We start from the raw sequence: 22,611 nt of genomic DNA on the forward strand, positions 1-22,611 counted from the left end.
AGTTCTCGGTGCTTGAATCGCTTGTCTATGCGGCATCGACCCGGCGGAAGTTCGATGGATCACGTCGATGGTCCCCGACGTAGTCAGGATCACTTCACGCGAAAACACACCGAAGGTCCTAGGGTCGCGACCGATACCTAGCGGTTGGGACAACTCGTGTAGCGTGAATCCGCCTTGGCATGAGCCGACATTCGAGAGGCGGGCATCGTTGTTCTCACCTGACCTGCAAGCAACGGCGGAGAAGTACTTCAGGTCGCTGGAGGTGTCGCAGCGTCTCATCGCCTTGCATCCCCGGGACGCAGGCGGTTCGGGCAACTCTGCCGCGCTTGCTCCAGCCGTGACGCTCTCGGTGATCGCCGCGTTTGAGGGCTTCGTTGAGGAGTTCCTCGCGGTTGTTCTTCTGTTGCAGGGGCACGGGTTCGCCCAGGTGGCCAAGAAAGTCACGATGAACAACCCCACCGTGCGGTTGTTCAGCTCGAAAGTTGCCGCTGAGGTCCCGGCGTTGAAATCAAAGCTGGGGCGGGACTTTTCCCTTCAGGTGTGGAACATCCCGGGCGTCAGCGGTCGCCCCGCAACCGAGACGATCGGCTGGGATGAGACCGTGTCCCGAGCAGACGGCTGGATGGAGGTGCGTCACTGCCTGACGCACGGCCTGGTCAGCGGCTGGCGCAGTGAAGTGTGGCCGGGCCCGGTGAAGGGAACCGGCGTCGCGACGGCCAGCAGTGTCTTGCGTGCCAAGCCGGGCGGGAAGCACTCCATCGGGTTGACCGGCGCGCTCTCCTGCGCCCGTATCCATTTTTACGCGGCTCGCCACATCGCCACTCTTGCCGCGGAGGAGCTGAACGAAGAGATCAACTGGTCGAACGGTCCGCTGTACCCGCTCAAGAAGGAGTGACCGGGTGACGTGTCGACCGCCGACCGCATCCCGCTGTGGCACCGGGCGATCCGGTCGACGAGCCTCGGCGTTCAGCTCAGCAGCCCGGCCGCCAGTTCGTCGGTGACGAGTTGGTCGCGCTCGGCGGGGTCGAGCCAGCGCGCCTGGCTGCCGCCTGGGGTGCGGGTGACCAGCAAGACGTCGTCGAAGTTCTCGGCGACGTCGCGCATGTGGCTGATCACGGCGACCAGCCGGCCGTCGTCGGCTTGACGGGCGAGCGCGTCGAGGGCATCTCCCAGGACGGTGGAGTCCAGGGATCCGAACCCTTCGTCGAGGAACAGGGCCTCGACGCGCCCGCCGCCCCGGGAGGTAAGTTCCACCAGCCCCAAGGCCAAAGCGAGGCTCGCCAGGAACGTTTCTCCGCCGGAGAGCGTCCGGACGTCGCGGGGCTGTGCGGTGTGGCCGTCAACGATGCGGAAGTCGGCGGAGAACGCGAACCGGTCCCTCGTCATCGATCGGAGCAGCCTCGACGCGTGTTCCAGCAACGCCCTCTGTCGCCGCTTGACGACCATCGCGGGGAACTTCCCATCGGCGAGGAGCCCGTCCAGCTCGTGCAAGCTTTCGACGACGGGCTTGGCGGTGGCGATCCGGCTGTCCAGTTCGGCGCACAGTGGTTGCAGGCCGATGGCGGTTTCCCGGTCCCGCGTGGCCTCGCGGGCGTCCGTTCGAGCGTTGGTCAACCGCCCTTCGAGCTGGGCTTCGTCGGGGAGCCCGGCCGTGGCGAGTGCCTCGGCGACGCGGGATTGTGCAGCCAGCACCTGGCCGTCCTGAGCGGCCGCCGCGCTGCGACAGCCTTCTACGATCTTCGTGGCGGCAGCCAGGACATCGCGTGCCCACTGCGCGTCGCCGAGGATCGACGGCGGAGCCGGACGGTCCCCCGGGGCGGGCATTTCGGTCAGTTCGGCCGCTGCGGCGGACCGGGTGGCGATGGTCTGCACGAGCAGGTTCAGCTGCGTGGCGGGTTGCCCCACCTCGCTGTCCCGCCTCTCGGCCAGGCCTTTCTTCTTGTCGCGCAGCAGCTTCGCCTGTTTCTGGACGGTACCGAGCCGGGTTGTGATGCGATCGAGTTCTTCCTTGCGTTGCTTGGCTTTCTCTACACCCAGGTCGATCGCCGCGTCGGTCGGCTCGGGGGCGGACCGGTAGGGTTCGGGGACGGCGGAGTAGAGCGTCGCGACCTTCTCCTTCCTGCGGTCGAGGGCCGATAGGTTCTTCTCGAGCGCTTTCTCGCGTTGCGTGACGGCCGGGTCCGTGTGGCGCAAGTAGGCGTCATTGTCCTTCATCGCATCCTGCGCCGCCTTCGCGTCGACGGCGATTGTCTCCCGGGCCTCGGCGGCGCGGCGGACCTGCTCTTCGACCTCTTGAAGGATTGTCTCGTCGTCAAGGGCGAAGTCCACCGCCCCGAGCGCTTCGAAAGCCGCCGAGCAGGCTGAGTCCCGCTCTTCACACAACTCGTCGGTGAGCTTGATCGCTTCTTCCAGGCGCACCTGGGCGGCCGTTCGCGAGTTCTGGGCTTCGACGAGTTCGGCACCTACTGCTTCGGTCTCCTGCTCGGCCTGCGTGCGTTCGGTCTTGGCTTGCTCGGTCCCAGCAGTGGTGGGAGGGGCGAAGTCAACGGGCAGGGGGCGTACGCAGATCGGGCACGGGTCGCCGGGATGGCTTTCACCGGCCGCGTGGGCCGCGGAGTTCTTACGGTGCAGGGTGTCGAGGTCTTTGGTGGCGCGACCGAGACGTTTCTTGGCGTCTTTCACGGCCTGCTCGGCGTCTGTGACATCGCTCGTACGCTCGCGCAGTGCTTGTCGGAGTTGCGGCAATGCTGCGGTCGCGTTCGAGGCCGAAGTCGTGGCGCGTCGGGCTTCGGTGAGCAGGTCGCGGCACTGGCTCAGCTTCGTCCCCGCATCGCTGTGCGCCGTTTCGGCGAGCCGTGCTTCAGCCGCGATCGTCCCGGCCTTCGTGACGAGGTCGGCGTGGCCGATGCGGCGCTCTCGCAGCTCGGCCCGGGCCGAGTCGAGCGCCGTTTTTTCCTCGGCCAGTTCGGTCTCCTGAACGGAGACCTCAGCGAGTTGGCCTCGCAGGGCCTCGAGGCCGGTCAACGTCGACGCGACCCCGGACACGCCGGTTCCGGCCAGGTCCGCTTCAGCGAGAAACGTCTGAAGACGGGTCTCTTCGCCCTCGGTCTCTTCGAGCTCCCGTTCGGCGACGGTGATTTCGCCGGCGAGTTCGGTGTCCAGCTTGATCAGGCTGGCGTAGTGGTCGGCAAGGTCCGCCGGGAGGTCGTCGGCCAGCCGCTTCGCCGCGGTCCGGTACTTGCCGGCGAGCTGAGCGTGGTCGTCGGCGTCCTTGCGGGCGAGGGTTATCACGGACGTCAGGTCGCTCAGCTGCTCGACCTGCGCCGCAGCTGCGGAAAGCCGCTCGTCGGCGTCGGCGATGGCGGCTGCGGGGTCAGCTGGCAATGGTGCGCGGCGCCGCTCCAGCTCCAGCAGCTGCGGAGCGAGCCGGTGAAATTCGGCGGCGGCTTGCCGCCGGACCTCGGCCAACTCGTCGAGGCCGAGGACGCTCTTCAGGATCGAGGTGCGTTCGGTCGCCTTGGCCTGGAGCAGTTCCTGGAACTTCCCCTGCGGCAGCACCACCGCGCGGAGAAAGGCCTTGTGGCCGAGGCCGACGAGTTGCTGGACGGCGTCATTTACGGCTTGGAATCCGACGACGTCCGAGGAGTCGCTCAGTCCTTCGAGTCGGTTCTTCGCCGGCGGCGACGAACCGGCTGACGTGGTCCGTGTGACGCGCCAGGTCTTGCCTCGGGCTCGGAAGACGAGCTCGACCCGGAGGGTGCCGTCGCCGCCGTCGGTAATCAGGTCCTTGCCGCTGTTACCGTTCCACGTGCAGACTCCGTAGAGCGCGAAGCACAGTCCTTCGAGGATCGAGGACTTGCCGGCGCCCGTGTCACCGACGATCGCCATGAGGCTTACGTCGGTGAAGTCGATCTCCTGCTCGCCGCGGTAGGAGCGCAGGCCGGCGAACTTCAGGGTCACGGGCCTCATCGCGGCACCTCCTCGGTCGTGCGGTCGGCCTCCAGCGGCGCCGTGAGCAGCGCCTTCTCCGGGAGCTCGATCGGCTGTTGTTCCTCGACGGCGGTGAGTACCCGCCCGAATGTCTCCATGACCCGGTCCGCGCCGACCTTCGAGGTGCCCACTTCGGTCAGGAAGTCGCGGAAGAGCTCCCGCATGCCGGGTTCGGCGTCGGCGGCGCCCGCCGCCGGGGAGAGCACCTCGAGCCGCTGGTCCGCGCGTACCTCGGTGACCTGGAGGACGACGGCGTCCGGGAGGAGGTCGTGGACCAGCTCAGCCAGTGCCGGCTGGTGTGTCTCGGTGTGCACGGTGACCTGGCACAACGCCCGGCCGACCGACGAGGCGAGCCCCCGAAGATCGTCTAAGGTGCCTTCGAGCAAGCGCAGAGGCCTGCCGCCGCTCAGCTCGACGGTGTCGATCTCGGCGGGACGGCCGGGCTGCAGGTCGGCGAGCACGACGCTTTTGCGTTCACCGGCCTCGCCGAAGTCCAGCTGGATCGGCGATCCGGCGTACCGGCCAGTCACGCCCTTGCCGGGCAGCTTCTGCGGCTTGTGAATGTGACCGAACGCTGCGTAGTTGACGCCCGGCAGTTCGTCGGTCGTGGTGGCGTAGTAGTCGGAAGCGTGCACCGGCCGTTCGCTGCCCGCGAAGTTCGCACCGCCAACGTGCAGGTGGGCGGCGAAGATCGCGATGTCGCGACGGTCGTCGAAGTCGCGCAGCAGCTCGGCCGCGAGGGCTCGTTCCATCCTGCCGACGCGCTCGGCGTAAGTCGCGCGCCAGCTGTCGGGGTCCTCGAAGGCATCGACGAGCCGGTTGGCGTTGACAAACGGTAGGACGGCGAGCCGCGCCACGGAGCCGCCTTCCATCGGGAAGTGGAGCACCCCGCCCTTGCGCGGGTCGCGCGGCGCGTCGACGAGCTGAATCCTGCTGCCGGGGCCCAGGATCTGTGAGAAGACTCGGAACAGCGACGGCGAGTCGTGGTTGCCGCCCACGACGACCACGGGCGCGACGATCGCGAGTTCCTGCAGGGCGGTGAAGGCCCTGCTCATGTCCACATGGGACGGCCGAGCGTGATCGAAGAGGTCGCCCGAGTGCACGATCAGGTCAGGCTTCGCGCGGTGCGTGATGTCGATCGTCTCGGCCAGCACGGCGTCGTGGTCGACGGCCCGGGGTTCGTTGTAGGTGACCCGGCCGAGGTGCCAATCGGAAATGTGGAGAAGTTTCATGGGCTATCCCGCCGTCACTCGGTGGTCGCGGAGGTGTGTGAGCATGGCCTGATTGGCTTCCCAGCCGTCTGGGAACTTCGCGGGCACACCCAGGTGCATGGGCTCGGTGGGCGGGTGCGCGTCCAGCAGTTCTTGGATCCCGGCACGGGCCACCACGATGCAGGCATGGCGGTGCCTGGAGGTCAGGACGCATAGTCGTCCGGACTCGAGGTGGAACTCGGTTGCGTCGCGGCGGCCAGACAGCGGGTGCAGCACGAGGACCAAGTCGTACTCGCTGCCCTGCAGTCGGTTCGCGGTGTCGACCTTGATCGCCGGGAAGCCGCGTGTGGTGAGGGTCCGCCGGATCGCGGCGACCTGGTCACGGTGCGCGGCGCCGATCGCGATGCGGTCGGTCGACAGTGGGGTCTCCTCCGGCGTGGCTTCGGACCAGGTGGTGGCTCCGCGCTGGAGGGCGCGTTCGGCGAGGCCGACGATCGCGTCGACGGCCTGGGTGTCGGTGCGCAGGGTGTGCCGGGCCGGCAGTTCGTGGAACGCCCACCCCGTCCGCGCCGCGGTTTCGAGCGTCTCGTCGGCCGGACCACCGAACCCCCGAGTCCGATAGTCCATGCGACGCTCGCCAGGGCCGGTAGCCGCCTGAAACCCGGTGAACGGGTAGAAGGCCGCCGACACCGGCGGGGCGGCCGACGCCGAGAGGCGCCACGAGACCGGAAGCTGGTGGACGGGCAGGTCGGGGTTGTGCCGGAGCAAGGCCGCGACAGCGCTCTGCATCGGATCCCAGGTGAGCCCGGTCCAGCGGTCGACCTCGATGATCGAGAACGGGTCGAGCTGACCGGGATCGCCGACGAACAGGGCACGCTCGAACCGGCCGGCGACGCGCAAGAGCGTGTCCGACCTCATCTGGTACGCCTCGTCGATGATCGCCCACGGCCACGGCGGGCACGTGACGTGCATCCACTTGGCTGCCGTGCCGGCCACGATGTGCGGGTCGTTCAGGTCCTCGAGCCGCCCGGCGACGGTGACCCCAGGGTGGGCGACCCGCGGTGTGGGCTCATAGGTCGTTGCGGACAACCTGCCGATCCGCAGCTCGGGTGCTTGTCGCGCGATCCGGTCGATGAGCGCGTCGACCTGCTCGTTGGTCTGGGCCACCAGCATCACGGGCTCGCCTCGGCGGCCGATCTCGACGGCGGCCCTGGCGACGAGGGTGGACTTACCGGCGCCGGGCGGGGAGTCCACGACGACGCCCCGGCCGCCACCGTTCGTGAAGTCGGACAGCACCGCGCCGACCACCTGTTCGGCCTCTTCGGCGGCATCGGTCATGACCACTCCTCGTTGCCGTCGTCGTTCCTCGGAGCCGGCGGGGCGGGCGGACCGCCGTGCGTCCACGGTGTGTCTTCGCGCGCGGGGAAGTTCCCGCGCTGCTGGTAGGAGTCGGTGAGAGAGCTGAAGCACACCTGGTCTCCGGCCAGCGGAACCGTCCCAGCCGGCGCGGTCAGGCCGCGTCCGGTCCCACCCGCCAGCTCAAGGGTGATTTCGAGGTCGCCGAGCTCGCCCGTGACGGTGAGAATCTGCCCCGCCTGCCGAGGGCGCGTCCGGTCGGTCACTGCGGCGTCGCCGGGCACGAGGCGGACCGGATCGGACGTCGACACGGTGATCAGCGGGCGGAGCTTGGCGCGTTGGCCGACACCGACCCGGCGGTCGGGCACGACCGAGGTCACGGTGCCCGCGAAGGCCTCACCCGTGATCCGGTGTTCCGCCATGACCAGCGGGTCGTCGAAGGCCCGCTGGGCGTCGTAGGCGGCCTTGTACCGCTCGAGCTCGTTGAGCCGCAACGCCGAGATCACCGCGCTGTCCCGCTTGGGCTGCGGGCGGCCACCGTCCGCGAGGTAGGTGTGGAAGCGCAGGTAGGCGTCCTTGTCCTGGTCCCAGCGGGCTGCGACGTGCCCGCCCGGCGGCAGGGCGCGGAGCAGGTCGATGGCCTGCCACAGCAGCGTCCAGGTCGGCGCGAGCTGATCCCGCAGGGCCGCCTCCAACCTGGCCGTGGCCCGGCGGTGCTGAGCGGGACCCGTCGCCCGGTCGTACTCGGCGATGGCCGGCGCGAGCACCTCGCGGTCGAACGTCGGATCCGTCGCGGGGCCTGCTGGTGGGCTGAGCAGCGGGTCCTCGGCCAGCCGGGCCGCCGCAGCGCCGGTCATCCTCGTCGGCGGGGCGATCCAGCCCAGCAGGGCGGCGAGGTTCTGGTCCTCGATCGCGCTCTGCCCGGTGGCCCAGTGCTGGGTGAGGACGTCGGTGGCGGCCAGGAAGAGCGACGAGCCGGGGTACTCGGCTCGCTCCCCGAGGAACGTGAGCCACTTGCCCACGGTCGGGACGGACAGCTCGACCGCATGCGGCCCGGTCGTGCTGCGGAACCGTGTGGAACGCCCGAGCAGCCGCAGGAAGTCGATCCCGCCGTGGTTCGGCACCCACAGCTGTGGCGCGTCGATCGGGCGGGCCTTGGGCGGGCCACCTCGCCGGGCGACGTTCTGCGTCGCGCCTGCGAAGGACCCCACGTAGTGGAGCATCACCAGCGCGAAGGAATGGACGAAGCCGAACCGCAGCGCCCGGTTGCGGGGCTGGGGGACGATCAGCACGCGGGGCGCGTCACGGTCGTCGCCGATCATGACGGCCAGCGGCGCGTTGGCCTCGCCGGCCATCGCCAGCGGCACACACACGAGCGGCCGCGCGCTGATGTGCGCGTGGCACACCGTGGCGATCGGCTGGGCGAGGCCGCGGTCGACCGCGTACGCGCGGGCGAGTGAGGTCAGTGCGCTCACGCGGCACCTCCGAGGGCTTCACGGCGCAGGCGCTCGGCGAGCTGGAGCACCCGGGCCGCCTCGAGCTCGTGTTCGCCCGGCGCGCGCGAGCCGTCGGCCAGCCCGATCGCCGCGCGGAGGCTGTCGACGCCGCCGAGATCCTCCTGGACCGAGCGGCCGAGCGCCGCGGCATGCCCCGCGGCGCCGGCCCGGCAGTACCGGGCCATCTCGCAGGTGTCCAGGCACTCCGGCGCGTACCGCGCGTCGATGGCATCCAGGGCCGTGCGCAGCTCCGCGACCGGGCGCGTCGCCACGCCCGTCTCGTCCGATCGTAGGTCCAGGGTCAAACCGGCGGGCAGCTCCGCGACGAGGCCGCCGATGTCGGCCAGCCTGGTGAGCTGGCGCCGCACCACCGTCACCTGCTTGCGCACGTCGACCAGCGCGGCCGTCGGACGGTTCGCGAAGTTCTCCGGGCACACGAGGAAGACATCGTGAGAGACGATCCCCGGATCACCTCCGAGCTCCGCGACGAGCTCGCGCAGAGCCAGGACATAGACGGCGGACTGAGTCGCGGCCGCGGCGACCTTGCCGGCGTCGGCCCGGCCGTCGATCACCGGGAACGACTTGATCTCGACGACGTGGAAGCGGCCGCGCAGACGGAACGCGACTAGGTCGGGCTCCAGGTACACCGGCTGGCCTGCAATGGTCAGCCGGAGCAATGGGTGGTCGAACAGGGTGCCGGCGTCGTCGCCGGAGCGCAGGGCACGGCTCAGCAGCTGGCGGGTGCGCAGGTGGCGTGCTTCGAGGGTCTCGCGACCACCGACGGTGTTCAGATCGTCGTAGGAAACCTCGGGCAGGGGTAGGCCGAGGTGTTCTCGCAGCAACCGCAGCAGCTCGGCGCAGCCGTGGGCTTTGACGTAGCCCTCGAAGGAGTTGCCGCGGGCGATGGCGAAGGTGGACATACCGAACGGGGCGGGATTGCCGAGGTGCTCGGACAATGCTTGCTTGTCTACTGCCGCCGCGTCGAGCACGCTCCGCCGGGCACAGCCGGGGTTGCTAGTCAGCGCGGCGATGGTCCTCGCGTTGTGGGCCTTCGGCGTGGCCGTCCCGCGGATGGCGTCCAGCCGGATGTCGATGTCGTTCACAGTTTCTTCCTCGCGGGGGAGCGCGGGCAGGAAGTCCGCTCAATCCTTGGTCTTGGTCCGGGGTAGTGCCTTGAGGGCTGAGCCGAACAGCTGATGGATCTCATCGAGCTGGGCCCGGGCCCGGTCGGCGGCCGCCTGGCGATGTGCCTGGTCGGCTTGTTCGTGGATCGCCAGTTCCGCACGCGCGGCCTCGGCGACCTTCTCCGGTCGCATGGCGCCGAACGACTCGGCCGCACCGGGGATGTTCGTGGCGAACCGCCACAGCAGGCTCAATGCCGGCAGGGTCGGTTCATTCAGCCAGCTGACTTGGTCGGCGAGGCCGATGGCTCCGGTGAGGAAGTCGACGCGCGGGCTGAGCGGGCCGATCATTCGACGGGCCGTCGGCCACGTCGACACGGCAAGCAGCCCGCGAGCCGGCACCAGCCGGTCCGCCGTCAGCGCACTGCACAGGTAATACGGGCGGGCGTGCGGTGACGACCGGAATGACCGCTCCTCGTCGCGTCGCAGGCTGGTCAGTCGCGCCGCTGCCATACCGCTGCCGAAGAAGGCGTCCTGAACGGCGACGATCAGCTTGGGCGCGGCGGGAGCGTTGAGCAGGGTGAGTGCCCGGTGTACTTGGTCGCGAAGCGGCAGTACGGATTCGCCGGGAGCGACCGGCTCGATGTCCTGCTCGGCTGTCGTGAGTGCGGAGAGTGCGTCGTCCCAGGCGAGTTCCGCCCGGCGGAGATCGGCTCGGAGAACGCGAGCGCCAGCCAGGTCGCCGGACGTCACCGCCCGACGCACCTCGGTGCGCAAGGCGTCGATCCGACGCTCCAGGTTCTCCAACGACTCCGCCATGTGGGGAGCGTAACAGAGTTCCAGTGTTTTCCAGCAATTGCCACACTTAAGAGTGATTTGGCAGGTAAACGGCCTTCCTCGATGATCGAGCTGGCCGACTTGGTCCCCGATTCCTAGGCCCGGCCCGAGTCACTGCCGACCCCAGGAGGCACCGTGCCCGACGCGCCAGCGTTGCCGAGTTATGCCTCGGGGATCTCCGATACCCCGCTTCTGGGTGACATGATCGGTGAGAACTTCGACCGCACCGTCGCCGCGTTCCCGGACCAGGATGCGCTGGTCGACCGGTATGCAAGCCGCCGGTGGACCAACCGGGATCTCGCGACCGAGGTGAACCGTCCAAGTCGCGTCGACCTCGCCAGTACCGGGCGCCGTCGGCAAGGCGGGGCCGGGCATACGCCATGACCACGGCCCCCGGCGGCGCCACCTCCCAGGACGGCATCAGCCGATGTCCCTCAGCGGCCGTCGAGGACGTTCAGCTGCCGTCGCCACGGTCGGTCGCGCCCCGGGTCAGCACGTCACATGCCGCGCTGATCCTCGCCGCCACCTGCTGGACATCTGCACCATCAACGAGAACCCACAGTTCGCCGTCCGGCCCCGCCGTAAGCGTCACCAAAACCCGGCTGGCTACCGGCGCAGCAGGCCCATCACGTCCCTCGCCCGGTCCGAGTATCGAGTCGGTCGACATTTCTTCCCAATCACCTCACCCGCGCACCCACAGGCTTCCGACGCGCGGTCACCCAGCTGGCGCTGCGCCAGGGACGGTCCCTGCGTTCATAGGGACTGTTCCAAGATCGGTGTTTCCGGCCCGACACGCCGGGCCGAGGTCCGGCGGGATGGGCACTGTGAGTGATGACATCGGAACTTGTGAGTCCACGCAAACGTGAGTCCAAGCCGGCGCGGGAGCTGTCGCCGGAGCAGGCCGCCGCGGCGGCGATGGTGGCCGAGGCGAAGGCCCGCGGGCTGGCACTGACCGGACCGAACGGGCTGCTGAAGCTGTTCACCAAGAACGTGCTGGAAACGGCGCTCAACGAGGAGATGACCGAGCACCTCGGCCATGAGAAGAACCAGGCCGACCCGGATCGTGAGTCGACGAATGTGCGCAACGGCGCCCGGCCGAAAACGGTGGTCTCGGATGCCGCGGGCGAGGTCGGGATCAATGTGCAGCGGGATCGGGAGAGCACGTTCGAGCCGCAGATCGTGAAGAAGCGACAGCGTCGGCTGACCGAGGTGGATGAGATCGTGCTGTCGCTGTATGCGAAAGGGATGACGACCGGGGATATTTCGGCGCATTTCGCCGAGATCTACGGTTCCTCGGTCAGCATGGAAACGATCTCGCGGATCACCGACAAGGTCGTTGCCGAGATGAACGACTGGGCCAACCGTCCACTGGATTCGGTGTACGTGGCCGTGTTCATCGACGCGATCCACGTCAAGGTCCGCGACGGCCAGGTCGCCAACCGGCCCGTCTACGCCGCCATCGGCGTCACCGTGGACGGCCGCAAGGACGTCCTGGGCCTGCGGATGGGCACCGGCGGCGAGGGCGCGAAGTTCTGGATGAGCGTGCTCATCGATCTGAAGAACCGCGGGGTCCGGGACGTGTTCTTCCTCGTCTGTGACGGCCTCAAAGGTCTGCCCGACGTTGTGACGAACGTGTGGCCGCGAACCGTCGTGCAGACCTGTATTGTCCACTTGATCCGCAACACCTTCCGGCTCGTGTCCCGCCGGGACTGGGATGCGGTGAAGCGCGATATCAAATCTATCTATACCGCACCGAGCCCGGACGCCGCGGCGGCCGCTCTGGATGAATTTGAGGAGAAATGGGGTGCGAAGCACGCAGCGGTGATTCGTTTGTGGCGCAACGCTTGGGATGAGTTCACGCCGTTCCTTGACTACGACGTCGAGATCCGGACGATGATCTGCTCCACGAACGCGATCGAGTCGCTGAACGCCCGCTACCGGCGGGCAATCCGTGCACGTGGACATTTCCCGACCGAGCAGGCCGCGATGAAGTGCCTGTACCTTGTGACCCGCAGCCTGGACCCGACCGGGACCGGCCGCGCTCGATGGGCGATGCGCTGGAAGCCAGTGATCAACGCGTTCGCCATCACCTTCGGTGACCGCTGGCCGGGAGCCGAAACCTACTGATCAACAACGCCGGAAACACCGATCACGGGATAGACCCCGTTCATACCCCGAAGCTGGACCGATTCCCTTTGGCACGAGGATGGCCGAGTCGGATTTTATTTGATCTTCGAAAGGGCGCACGTGGATTCGCTGGCGGGTGTGTTCAAGCGGTGCGGGTGCCGGAACCGGGAGACAGGGCGGCCAGTGGGCACGGCGTGTCCCGAGGTGGCGCGAGAAGGGCATGGGAGCTGGTACTACCGTCTCGAGGTGACACCGTGGCCGGATGGCCGGCGACGGCAACTCCGGCGTGGCGGCTTCGCCACCGCCGAGGCCGCCCGCAGCGAACGAGACCAGTTCGGCGCAACCGGCGAGCGGGGACTGGCGGACGCGACGTTGACCGTAGATCAGTGGCTGCGCCTATGGCTGGCTACCCTCGTCCACCTACGGGGCACCACCTTGTCCGCCTACCGCAGCAACGTCGAAACCTACCTGATCCCCTGCCTGGGCGGTGTCCTGGTGCGGGAACTGACCGCGGACCGGATCCAGGCGATGGTGGCCGACCTCATCCGTAACGGCGGAGTGTCCGGCCACCCGCTACGGCCGGGCACGCTGCGGCACGTCCACGCGACGTTGCGGGCCGCCCTCAACGCCGCCGTGCGGCGCGGCCTCCTCTCCACCAACCCGGCCTGGCACGTCCACGTGCCCACCGGCAAACGCCCGCACGCAGTCGTCTGGACCGCATCCCGCATCGCACAATGGAAGGCCACGGGGCAACGACCACCGGTCGCGGTCTGGACTGTCGACCAGACCCGCACATTCCTCGACCACATCCACGACCACCCGCTCTATCCCTTGTTTCATCTCATCGCATTGTTCGGGCTCCGCCGTGGCGAAGCGGCGGGGTTGCGGTGGTGCGACATCGACCTCGATCAAGGCCTACTGACCGTCTCTCACCAGATCCGCCAATACGGCCGGCACATCGAGATCGGCAGTCCGAAAAGCGAGGCCAGCAACCGGGTCATCAGCCTCGACGGCGCGACCATCGCCCTGCTCCGTCAATACCAGGAAAACACCGCCGACATCATCGACCCCGAATCCGAAGAGTTCATGTTCACGACCCGGTCCGGCGGCCTGCTCACCCCGCAACATCTGACCCACCTATTCCGCGCCCTGAACGACGAATCCGGCCTGCCACCGATCCGGTTGCACGACCTACGGCACGGCGCCGGCAGCCTTTCCCTCGCCGCCGGAAACGACCTCAAAACCGTCCAAGCCATGCTCGGACACTCCAGCATCGTCCTGACCGCCGACACCTACGTCAGCGTCCTGCCCGACCTGGCCTGCCGCGCCGCCGAAGCCACCATCCACCACGTCCTCACCGCCGCGAAAACCACCGGCGCACGGCTACGCGGCACCACCGCCGCAGCGGCTTAACCCACTGGTCACAGCCCTCTACGCGGCCGCCCGCTTACAACGACTCCGCCCCGGGCAGTCCGCAGAACCCGCGAAAGGACGGTCACTGACCCGGCGAAGGACAGGTCAGCTCGAGACCTGCCCTGGCTGCAACCTGCCCGAAAACCGATTCCCACGCCGCAGCGACACGCCCGCGACGCCGCCACGGCGGCCCCGAGCCCATCACGGGCTTACCGGGAGCCCACCCAAGATCACGCCACGGCTCGCAAGATCGACAAACAAGAACATCCCCGCTGGTCAGCGGGGATGTCGATGTGGTGGGCCGCCTGGGGCTCGAACCCAGAACCTACGGATTAAAAGTCCGCAGCTCTACCAATTGAGCTAACGGCCCGTACCCCCAGTTTAGCCAGGCCCCGGTCAGCCCCTCGCACTCCGGGTCCGGCTGACGCTCCAGCGAAGGTCAGCACGTCGTGCTCGACAGGATCGTCCGAGGGGATGTACGCCGCGTTCAGTCCGTCGAAGTGACAGCCGACGCAGTGCGCGACCGGGCCGCGTTCGTGCCCTGATCCTCTGTGGACAAACGCGCGGGGCCCGGCTGGGGCCCCGCGCGTCACGCCGTCAGCACTGGACGATCAGGCCCGTGTACGCAGTGCACTTCTTCGACGCCTTGTCGTTGGCCGCTTCCGGGTCCGCCGGTGCGCTCGCCGCTCGCTGGGCCGTCGCCGTGAACGCGCCCCATGCGAAGAAACCGCCCTCGGACGTGAACTTGACCGTGGCCGACGCGCCCGAGGCCAGGGTGCCGATCGCGCAGTTCAGCGTCGCGCCCGAGCGGGTGCAGCCCGTCGTCGACGCGACCGTGCGGCCCGCACCCGGGTTGGCCGTCACGCGGACGCCCGTCGCGGTGGCCGGGCCGGTGTTCGACACCTTGATCACGTAGTCGACGCGGGCGACCAGGCTCGCGCGCGGGGTGGCGGTCAGCGCGACCTTGACGTCGGCCTCGTCCGGCGGGGCGATCGTGACGGCCGGGCCGTCTTCCACGCTGAACGCGTAGTTGTCGCCGGCGAACTGGTGCTGGAGGGTGAACTGGCCGGGCGCGACGTCGTCCTTGACGCGCAAGGTGAACGTCACCGTCCGGCTCTCGCCCGCGCCCAGGTCGCCGACGCCGCCGCGGAAGCTGCTGAGGTAGGGCGCGCACGGTGCGATCGCGCCGGCGCAGGAGACCAGGTCCACCACGTCGGCGATCGGCTTCTCCTTCACGTAGAGCGCCGCCTTCGCGCCCGTGACCGTGAAGTCCGTCGGGTTGGTCAGCTGCTCCGTGACCGTGAACGTGGTGCCCGCACGCACGGTGGTCGCGCTGACGTCGATCGTGCTCGCGGGCGGGGCCGCGGACGCGACGGCGGGCGCCACGCACAGGGCCGCGGTCGTCAGCGCGGCCAGCACAGCGGTTCTTCGTCCGGTTCGCTGCATATTGGTGATCTCCTGGTTCCGAACCGAGGGGTGCCGCTCCGACCGGTGAAACTGGCGTGCGCAGCAGGGTGACGAAGATCAGATCGTCGCACCCCGAAATTCGTTACCGGGTTCGCGAAACCGTGCTTGAACTGGGGTTTTGCGCAGGTTGCCCGGTCACCGACCACCCGGCCGAACCGAAACTGTCGGACCCCTGTGGCACGCTCCGCTCATGACCGAACACACGATCCCGGTAACGCCTCCCCCGCGCCTGACCGGGCCCAGGACCGACCCGGCTCCGGTCGCGGACGAGCGTCAGGCGCTCACCGAGACCCTCGACTACTACCGGCGCACCTTCGAGCTGAAGTGCGCCGGTCTGAACGCGGCGCAGCTGTCCGAGCGCTCGGTGCCACCGTCCACATTGACCCTGCACGGGCTGCTGCGGCACCTCACCGGCTGCGAACGCTGGTGGTTCCGGATCCAGTTCACCGGCGAGGACGTCCCGAACCTCTACTACTCCGACGACGACCCGGAGCAGGACTTCACGGACCTCGGCGGCGACGTCGACGAGGCGTTCTCGTTGTGGCACGCCGAATGCGCGCGCTCCCGTGAGATCGTCGCGGCCAGCTCGCTGGAGCAGACAGGCACCCGGCGCAGCACCGGCGAACCGTTCACCCTGCGCTGGCTGATGCTGCGGATGATCGGCGAGTACGCGCGGCACATCGGCCAGGCGGACCTGGTCCGCGAGCGGATCGACGGCGCAACCGGCGAGTGACGGCTCAGGCGGCTGCCGACCGGCGGCGGAAGCGCGAAAGGAGGCTGACCACGAGGGGAATGACGATCCAGCACGCGTAGGCCCAGTGCGTGAAGAAGGCGACCGGGATCGAGACGGCGAAGGCGGCGGTCATCGCACCGATCCCGCGGTAGACCGCGCCGAAGAGCTCCGGCGGGGTGTCCGCGCGGTACAGGCGGTTCCGCTGGATCTGCCGGGCCATGAGAAGGAACAGCGTCAACGCGATGACCTGCACGACGGCGTAGAAGACGAACCGGAACTCGAACGCCCCGTCTTCGGCGATCACCTTGGTGGCGAACGGCATGATCACCTGCATCAGGAGCCAGCCGAAGGAGAGGCGGGCGAGGCCGCCGCCGAGCGTGGTGACGTAGTTGAACAGCCGGTGGTGGGCACGCCAGTGGCCGCCGATGACGATGAAGCTGATCAGGAAGGAGACGTATTCGGACTGGTGATGACCGAGTGACCGCAGCAGTTCGGCGCTGGTGGCGCCCTCCGGCAGCGGCAACTCGAGCGCGAGCAGCGTGATCGCGATGGCGACGACGGCGTCCGAGAAGAAGGTCAGCCGTTCGGCGGCGATGGCCCGGGATTCGGAGCCGGCGGTGTCCTCGGTGGACGGGGCGCTGGTCATGGCGGATGAGCGTGCCAGACCCGGTCGTGCGGCCGCCGCCGAGGGCGGGCGCGTGCGATGCTGACGCCATGACCGTCGACCGCGATTCGGGACTCCTGTCCCCGGTACGGGCCGGTACGCCGGCCGAAGCGTCGACCGGAGACGAGGCCTGGCTGCGCGCGATGCTCGACGCCGAGTCGGCGCTCGCGCGGGCGCAGGCGCGGCTCGGGACGGTGCCGCCGGAGGCCGCGGAGGCGATCACGGAGGCCGCGGGCAAGGCGCGGATCGACGTCGCCGAGCTGGCGCGCGGGGCGCGGGCGACCGCGAACCCGGTGGTCGGCCTGGTGAAGGCGCTGACGTCGGCCGTCGGCGAGCTCGCGCCCGGCGCTGCCGAGTACGTGCACCGCGGCTCGACCAGCCAGGACATCTTCGACACCGCGATGATGCTGGTGGCCGACCGGACGCTGCGGCCGCTCGCCGCCGACCTCGACGCCACGGCCGAGGCCCTGGCCGGGCTGGCCCGCGCGCACCGGGACACGACCATGGCCGGCCGGACGCTGACGGCCCACGCGGTGCCGACGACGTTCGGGCTGAAGGCCGCGGGCTGGCGGCAGCTGGTGCTGGACGCGGCCGTCCGCATCCGGCGCGTCTTGGACGGCGGGCTGCCGGTCTCGCTGGGCGGCGCGGCCGGAACGCTGGCGGCGTACGTCGAGTACGCACGCCTGGCCAGCGACGCGAGCGGGGGCGGGGGCGGGGGCGGGGGCGACGCCACCACACCCGCCGCGAACCGCGGCGCGCCGGGGCCTGCTCGCAGCGCGGCCATCGGCGTACCGGGGGCCGCTCGCGACGTGGACGTCGGCGACTACGCGGAACGGCTGACGGCCGCGTTCGCCGAGGAGACCGGGCTGTCCGCTCCGGTGCTGCCGTGGCACACGCTGCGGACGCCGGTGGCGGACCTCGTCGGCGCGCTCGCGTTCGCCGCCGGGGCGCTGGGGAAGCTGGCGGTCGACGTCGAGACGCTCAGCCGGACCGAGGTGGGCGAGGTTGCCGAACCGGCCGCCGATGGGCGGGGCGGATCCTCGGCGATGCCGCACAAGCGGAACCCGGTGCTCGCGACGCTGATCCGGTCGGCTGCGCTGCAGGTGCCCGTGCTGGCCGCCGGGGTGACGCAGTCGATGCTCGCCGAGGACGAGCGGTCGGCCGGGGTGTGGCACGCCGAGTGGCAGCTGGTGCGCGAGTGCCTCCGGCTGACCGGCGGCGCCGCGCACACTGCCGCCGAGCTGGCGCGCGGGCTCATCGCGGAGCCCGAGCGGATGCGGACGAACTTGGCGTCGACGAACGGGCTGATCGTCTCCGAGCGGCTTTCCGCCGTGCTCGCACCGCTGCTCGGCAAGGCGACGGCCAAGGAGCTGCTGGGCGAGGCGTCCCGGCGGGCGGTGCGCGAGGACCGGCCGCTCCGGGACGTCCTGGACGAGCTGCCCGCCATCACCGGCGTACTGACGCCGGCCGCGCTCGACGACCTGCTCGACCCGGCCGGCTACACCGGCGCGGCAGGTGCACTGGTTGACCGCGCACTCGGCGGCAGGAAGCCGGGCGGTTCGGACTAACGGCCAAAGGTCGACGCGGCCGAGCGGGACGGATCGAGAGCTCGGAAGGCGGCTCCGGCAAGCCTCGGTACGAGTGCGGCTTCACGGAGTGGGCGGCTGCCCTGCCGCTCCGCCGCGCTGTCGGCCTTGCCGGGCCGAGCGCGCTGGCCGACCGCCGCGCAGGGCCCCTGCCGTCCCGCCGCGGCAGTCGCTCGGCCGCGCAGCGCCCCTGCCGCCCGGCCCACACCCGCTGCCCGGCCGGCCTCTGCCCCGCCGCGCCAGCTTTGCCGCCCAGCCGCTCCGCCGCAGCCAGCCTTGCCCCGGGCCGCCCCGCCGCGGCAACTGCCCTGCCGCCTGGTCGGCTCCGCGCCCGCCGCTGCCAGCCTTGCCATGGTCGCCGCAGCCAGCCTTAGCCCCCGGCCGGCCGGCCACCACGCGCCCGGCCGGCACCACCCCCACGTCGCAGGTGGGCCCGCGCCTCAGCCACCTCTATCGCTGCTGACACGGGCCGCCACCCGGTCCGGGAAAATTCTTTGAACCGCCCTCGGCGGGGGTCCGTGTAGTGGGTATCAGGCAGCCGCACCGAGCGGCCGGGAAACCCCAACGGACACAAGGAGAACTTCCATGCTTCGCACGCGCATCGCCGTCTCCGTCGCCGCGGCGGCAGCCGGGCTGGCAGTGCTCACCGCTTGCTCGGGTGCCGAGACTGCCCAGCCGGTTGTCGCTCCTGCGGCGGCGGGTGGCACCGGTGGTGGCCAGGCCGCCAACAACAACGGCCAGGTCGGGAACGCCGCTCCGGCGTCGAACGAGACCAAGCTGGTCGTCGCCGATGTGGCCGATGTGGGGCAGGTGCTCACCGACCAGAACGGGATGACCCTCTACCGGTTCGACAAAGACACCGCGAAGCCGCCGAAGTCCAACTGCGACGGTGACTGCGCCAAGGCCTGGCCGCCCGTGCTGGCCACCGGGGACGTGGACGTCCAGGGGGTCGACAAGAACAACGTCGGGAAGGTGACCCGGTCCGACGGGACCGAGCAGATCACCGTCGGCGGGTGGGCGCTCTACCGCTACGCCAAGGACACCAAGCCCGGTGACGCGACCGGCCAGGGGGTCGGGGGCGCCTGGTACGCCGCGAACGCCAAGGGCGGGAAGGCCGGGCAGGCCGCGGCCGGCGAGTCCGAAGCCGGCGCCGTGAAGCTCAGTGCCAGCAAGATCGACGGCCTCGGCGATGCGATCGTCGACCAGAACGGGATGACCCTCTACCTGTTCCAGAAGGACACCAAGAAGAAGGCCTCCGCCTGCAACGGTGACTGCGCCAAGACCTGGCCGCCGGTGCTCTCCAAGGGCAAGGTCGAACTGCAGGGCATCGACTCGAAGCTGCTCGGCAGCATCAAGCGGCAGGACGGCAGCGAGCAGGTGACCATCGGCGGCTGGCCCGTCTACACCTTCTCGAAGGACACCAAGCCGGGCGATGCGAACGGTCAGGGCGTCAACGGCACCTGGTTCGTCATCGAGCCCGCCGGTTGCAAGCTCGGCAGTAACCCGAACACCGCTGCCGGCCAGCAGCAGGCTCCGGCCGGCAGCGGCGCCACGACCAACGATTCCGGTTCCGGTGGCACCACCTACTGAACCCGAACCATCCCGAACCTCTTAGTGGGCGAGGCCCGGCGGACGCTCTTCGTGAGTGACCTCCGGGCCTCGCCCCTTGTGGTCACGACGCAGGAACGACCGGCGGCGCGGTTCTTCTTCGGGAACCCGGTCGATGACCTCGGTGCGCTGCTCGGCGACGACCGGCTCGTCGGCCGTCTCGTCCTCGGGCAGCAGGATGGTGCGGCGGGCCGGCAGGACCGCGATCAGCAGGCCGAGCGCAGCGACACCGAGGTGCAGCCACGTGTCGGCGGGCTCGAGGTCCATCGGGTTGCCGGCGTTGGCGAACGGGTTGCTCGAAATGAGGCCGTCGATCATCAGGCCCCACACGAACAGCAGGCCGTAGCCGATGAACAGCAGCCAGCCGAACGCCCGCGCGCGGCCCGAGCCGAACGCGAGCAGCAGGCCGACGACACCGGTCACGACGCGGACCAGGCTCATCAGCGGGTTGGCGGAGAACCGCCAGAACCCGGCGTCGTGGTGGCCGGCGAAATCGCCGAAGCCGGTCCTTGACAGTCCGATGATGCCGACGACGAGGAACGCGATCCCGGCCAGTCCGGCCAGCACCTGCGCCGGCTGCAGGCCTCGGACCCGGATGCGTGCGCCTTTCGCGTGAACCATGACTCCAGTCCTTCCCAGCGGGTGGTGACGACCGTCACCGCGCTGGAGTACCCCGCGACCACGGTGGGTGAAACGATGGTGCTTGCCCGCAAGGCCCTCCCGCGTTCCCGATTCGGGCCCCCTTCGAGAGCTATCCCACAAAGCACCCCGTTCGGGCGAACGACGCGTGGCCTTCCCGGCAATCCAGGTCATGCGCAAGCTGAGCGGCATCTTCCTCGTGGGGCTGTGCCTGGGGGCGATCGGCGCGGTGGTGGTGACGGCGGGGCACAGCACCGCCGCGGCGCCCCAGCCACTCGCGGTCACCGAGATCGCGGCGACGACATCCGCGACGCCGACTCCGGCGGCCGCGCCCGAGAGCGAGCCGTCCGCCACGCCGGCGCCCAAGACCGAGCCCAAGACCGAGCCCAAGGCGCCGCCGGCCGAGGTGGACGCCGGCGCGCTGGCCGGGATCGTGCGCGACGGCGAGGTCAGCGCCGTCGTCTTCGATCGGGAGTCCGGCGCGGCGACCGTCTCCGTGCAGCCGAACCGCGGGTACACCTCCGCGTCGATCGTGAAGCTGCTGATTGCGCTTTCCGTGCTCGACCAGGGCGGCCCTGCGGCGGACGTCCAGCGGATGCTGTCCCGCAGCGACGACGACCTCGCGAGCCGGTTCTGGGCGGCCTACGGCGGGCCGTCGATCGTCACGCGCTGGGCCACGAAGCTCGGCCTCACCGGTACCCGGCCGCCCGCCGATCCCGGCCGGTGGGGCGACACGCGGATCACCGCGGCCGACGTCGTGAAGGTCTACCAGTACCTGCTGACCAAGAAGTCGGTCACGATCCTGAACGCGCTGCGCGACGCGACCGAGCGCGGGTCCGACGGCTTCCGGCAGTACTTCGGCATCCCGGACGCCGCCGGTGGACAGCCGTGGGCGGTGAAGCAGGGCTGGTCGTGCTGCCGGCCGACGCGGATGCTGCACACCTCGGGCGTGGTCGGCAAGGACAACCGCTCCATCGTCGTGGTGCTGACCGAGCACCCCGCCAAGGTCGACTACGCGACCGCGTCGAAGCGGGTCACGGAGATCGTCTCGAAGCTGCTCGGCTGAGCCGGCTCACTGCTCGACGTCCGCCAGCGCACCGGGCGCGCCGGAGCGCGGCAGCGGCCACGGCTGCACCCCGCCGAGGGTCTGGACCGGCCGGCCCGCCGGGGCGGGCGGCGTCGTGTGGGCGCCGATCCAGGTGAGGATGTCGGGGAGCTGGGACTTGAAGGTGTTCATGTTGTGGCCCGCGTCCGGCACCTGCCACGACTGGAAGCGGACCGGCGGGCGGACGCCGGCCTGGATCAGCCCGGCCGCCGCGCCCTCGAACTTCTCCTTCTCGCCCCAGATGGCCAGGATGTCCACCGGGGACGGGTGGAGGCGGACCGTGATGCCGACGTTGTTGGCGTCGTCGACGTCCTGGCGGCCCTTGTAGAGGTTCTCCGTCTCGGCGTCCATCTGCGCGCGGTCGTAGCCGCTGACGCTCACCGCCTGGCCGTACCACTGCGGGTGGCGGGTCACCAGGTTCATCGCGCAGTAGCCGCCGGACGACCAGCCGGCGAAGGTCCAGGCCTTCCGGTCCGCCGCGACGCCCAGCTTGTGCAGCGCCCACTCGCGCAGGTCCGCCGTCAGGTACGTGTCGTTCGCGGTGCCGTTGACCTCGTCGACGCATTCGGTGTCGTGGCCGATCTTCGGGACGCCCGTGGGGTCCGGCATGATCACCACGACCGGGGGCAGCGCGCGCTTGGCGATCGCCGCGTCGAGCTGTTCCGGGAGCTTGTACCCGTCGGTGACGACCTCGGGCCCGGACGGGTAGTTCGGGATCCACTCGACGGCCGGGAACTTGAGGCTCTTGTAGGCCGGGTCGAAGTACTGCGGCGGCAGGTACACCGTCACGTCGCGGGTGAGCTTGGTGCGCCGGCCGGTCACCTTCATGTGGACGACGGTTCCCTTGCCGTCCTTGGCGTGCGCCGCACCGACGTCCCGGACGAGGTCGAGGTTTTCGCCGTTCGCGCTCGTCTCGGCGTCGATGCTGTCGGCCGCGTAGACGCCAGTGCCGAGCAGCGAACCGAGGGTCGGGAAGAACCCGCCGATCAGGTTGCCGGCCAGGCCGGTGGTGACGACGATCGAGACGACCGCGCAGAGGATGGTGACGGTGCGCCACAGGAGCTTGCGCTTCCACCGCTCCCAGAACAGCGGGATCGCGATGATCGCCAGCAGCGTCACGACGACCACGATGACCATCGTGATCGGCGAATCGAGCCGGATGCTGCTGAGGTGCATGGGGACGGTCCTTCCGGGCGGGCAGCGGATGCGCACCCGGACCCCCCGGGACTCGCGTATATAGCACGTTTGACCCGGCTTG

At 69.7% G+C, this 22,611-nt stretch carries 17 protein-coding genes, 1 tRNA gene and 1 pseudogene; 8 read left to right on the forward strand and 11 right to left on the reverse strand.

Annotation, left to right across the window (positions count from 1 at the left end):
• The first annotated feature begins 208 nt into the window (after nucleotides 1-208).
• Nucleotides 209-895: a hypothetical protein gene (locus tag ACWEVN_RS00950; RefSeq protein ID WP_452049766.1), complete on the forward strand. Its 687-nt coding sequence runs from the start codon at nucleotides 209-211 to the stop codon at nucleotides 893-895.
• A 71-nt stretch (nucleotides 896-966) separates the two neighbouring features.
• On the opposite strand, the gene ACWEVN_RS00955 is transcribed toward ACWEVN_RS00950, so the two are convergent.
• Genes ACWEVN_RS00955 through ACWEVN_RS00980 form a run of 6 tightly spaced genes read right to left on the reverse strand, consistent with a single transcriptional unit; the run spans nucleotide 967 to nucleotide 9,993 of the window.
• Complete coding sequence (locus ACWEVN_RS00955; RefSeq protein ID WP_452049767.1) at nucleotides 967-3,960, reverse strand: AAA family ATPase; 2,994 nt, start codon at nucleotides 3,958-3,960, stop codon at nucleotides 967-969.
• A gap of 5 nt (nucleotides 3,961-3,965) precedes the next feature.
• Nucleotides 3,966-5,222 carry a metallophosphoesterase family protein gene (locus ACWEVN_RS00960; RefSeq protein WP_452049768.1) on the reverse strand — a complete coding sequence of 419 codons (1,257 nt, stop codon included), beginning with the start codon at nucleotides 5,220-5,222 and terminating at the stop codon, nucleotides 3,966-3,968.
• Nucleotides 5,223-5,225: 3 nt separating this feature from the next.
• Nucleotides 5,226-6,539 (reverse strand): AAA family ATPase, encoded by a 1,314-nt coding sequence (locus tag ACWEVN_RS00965; RefSeq protein ID WP_452049769.1) that lies wholly within the window; start codon nucleotides 6,537-6,539, stop codon nucleotides 5,226-5,228.
• Nucleotides 6,536-8,032, reverse strand: a complete 1,497-nt coding sequence (locus tag ACWEVN_RS00970; RefSeq protein ID WP_452049770.1) for a hypothetical protein — start codon at nucleotides 8,030-8,032, stop codon at nucleotides 6,536-6,538. The genes ACWEVN_RS00965 and ACWEVN_RS00970 overlap by 4 nt, the downstream gene beginning before the upstream one ends.
• Complete coding sequence (locus ACWEVN_RS00975; protein ID WP_452049771.1) at nucleotides 8,029-9,156, reverse strand: hypothetical protein; 1,128 nt, start codon at nucleotides 9,154-9,156, stop codon at nucleotides 8,029-8,031. Before ACWEVN_RS00975 ends, ACWEVN_RS00970 begins: the two co-directional genes overlap by 4 nt.
• A 39-nt stretch (nucleotides 9,157-9,195) precedes the next feature.
• Nucleotides 9,196-9,993 (reverse strand): hypothetical protein, encoded by a 798-nt coding sequence (locus tag ACWEVN_RS00980; protein ID WP_452049772.1) that lies wholly within the window; start codon nucleotides 9,991-9,993, stop codon nucleotides 9,196-9,198.
• 153 nt (nucleotides 9,994-10,146) lie between these two features.
• On the opposite strand from ACWEVN_RS00980, the pseudogene ACWEVN_RS00985 reads away from it, so the two are divergent.
• The 3 genes and pseudogenes from ACWEVN_RS00985 to ACWEVN_RS00995 form a co-directional block, all read left to right on the forward strand.
• A pseudogene (locus tag ACWEVN_RS00985) lies at nucleotides 10,147-10,326 on the forward strand (AMP-binding protein); the annotation flags it as partial.
• 516 nt (nucleotides 10,327-10,842) lie between these two features.
• The gene (locus ACWEVN_RS00990; RefSeq protein WP_452049773.1) at nucleotides 10,843-12,138 is read left to right on the forward strand and encodes an IS256 family transposase; all 1,296 of its coding nucleotides are present in this window, start codon (nucleotides 10,843-10,845) and stop codon (nucleotides 12,136-12,138) included.
• 246 nt (nucleotides 12,139-12,384) lie between these two features.
• Complete coding sequence (locus ACWEVN_RS00995; protein WP_452049774.1) at nucleotides 12,385-13,551, forward strand: tyrosine-type recombinase/integrase; 1,167 nt, start codon at nucleotides 12,385-12,387, stop codon at nucleotides 13,549-13,551.
• Nucleotides 13,552-13,845: 294 nt separating this feature from the next.
• Here the strand turns inward: ACWEVN_RS00995 and ACWEVN_RS01000 are convergent.
• Both ACWEVN_RS01000 and ACWEVN_RS01005 read right to left on the reverse strand, forming a co-directional pair.
• Nucleotides 13,846-13,921 (reverse strand) — tRNA-Lys (locus tag ACWEVN_RS01000).
• A gap of 227 nt (nucleotides 13,922-14,148) precedes the next feature.
• On the reverse strand, nucleotides 14,149-14,997 hold the full coding sequence (locus ACWEVN_RS01005; RefSeq protein WP_452049775.1) for a hypothetical protein: 849 nt from the start codon (nucleotides 14,995-14,997) through the stop codon (nucleotides 14,149-14,151).
• A 211-nt stretch (nucleotides 14,998-15,208) separates the two neighbouring features.
• On the opposite strand from ACWEVN_RS01005, the gene ACWEVN_RS01010 reads away from it, so the two are divergent.
• Entirely contained in the window at nucleotides 15,209-15,751 is a 543-nt protein-coding gene (locus ACWEVN_RS01010; RefSeq protein ID WP_449684851.1) for a DinB family protein, read from the forward strand.
• 4 nt (nucleotides 15,752-15,755) lie between these two features.
• Here ACWEVN_RS01010 and ACWEVN_RS01015 read toward each other — a convergent pair whose 3' ends face one another.
• The gene (locus ACWEVN_RS01015; RefSeq protein ID WP_449684852.1) at nucleotides 15,756-16,397 is read right to left on the reverse strand and encodes a TMEM175 family protein; all 642 of its coding nucleotides are present in this window, start codon (nucleotides 16,395-16,397) and stop codon (nucleotides 15,756-15,758) included.
• Between the two features lie 68 nt (nucleotides 16,398-16,465).
• On the opposite strand from ACWEVN_RS01015, the gene ACWEVN_RS01020 reads away from it, so the two are divergent.
• Together ACWEVN_RS01020 and ACWEVN_RS01025 are read left to right on the forward strand one after the other, a co-directional pair.
• Entirely contained in the window at nucleotides 16,466-17,983 is a 1,518-nt protein-coding gene (locus tag ACWEVN_RS01020; RefSeq protein ID WP_452049776.1) for a class-II fumarase/aspartase family protein, read from the forward strand.
• Nucleotides 17,984-18,586: 603 nt separating this feature from the next.
• Nucleotides 18,587-19,591 (forward strand): SCO0930 family lipoprotein, encoded by a 1,005-nt coding sequence (locus ACWEVN_RS01025; RefSeq protein ID WP_449687792.1) that lies wholly within the window; start codon nucleotides 18,587-18,589, stop codon nucleotides 19,589-19,591.
• Between the two features lie 21 nt (nucleotides 19,592-19,612).
• Here ACWEVN_RS01025 and ACWEVN_RS01030 read toward each other — a convergent pair whose 3' ends face one another.
• Nucleotides 19,613-20,230, reverse strand: coding sequence for a DUF4383 domain-containing protein (locus tag ACWEVN_RS01030; protein ID WP_449687793.1), 618 nt, complete (start codon nucleotides 20,228-20,230; stop codon nucleotides 19,613-19,615).
• A 190-nt stretch (nucleotides 20,231-20,420) separates the two neighbouring features.
• Here ACWEVN_RS01030 and ACWEVN_RS01035 point away from each other — a divergent pair, with 190 nt between their 5' ends.
• Nucleotides 20,421-21,314, forward strand: a complete 894-nt coding sequence (locus ACWEVN_RS01035) for a hypothetical protein (RefSeq protein WP_452049777.1) — start codon at nucleotides 20,421-20,423, stop codon at nucleotides 21,312-21,314.
• Nucleotides 21,315-21,320: 6 nt separating this feature from the next.
• Here ACWEVN_RS01035 and ACWEVN_RS01040 read toward each other — a convergent pair whose 3' ends face one another.
• Nucleotides 21,321-22,529 carry an alpha/beta hydrolase gene (locus ACWEVN_RS01040; RefSeq protein WP_452049778.1) on the reverse strand — a complete coding sequence of 403 codons (1,209 nt, stop codon included), beginning with the start codon at nucleotides 22,527-22,529 and terminating at the stop codon, nucleotides 21,321-21,323.
• Nucleotides 22,530-22,611 lie beyond the last annotated feature (82 nt).

This window comes from Amycolatopsis sp. NPDC003861, assembly GCF_053605405.1.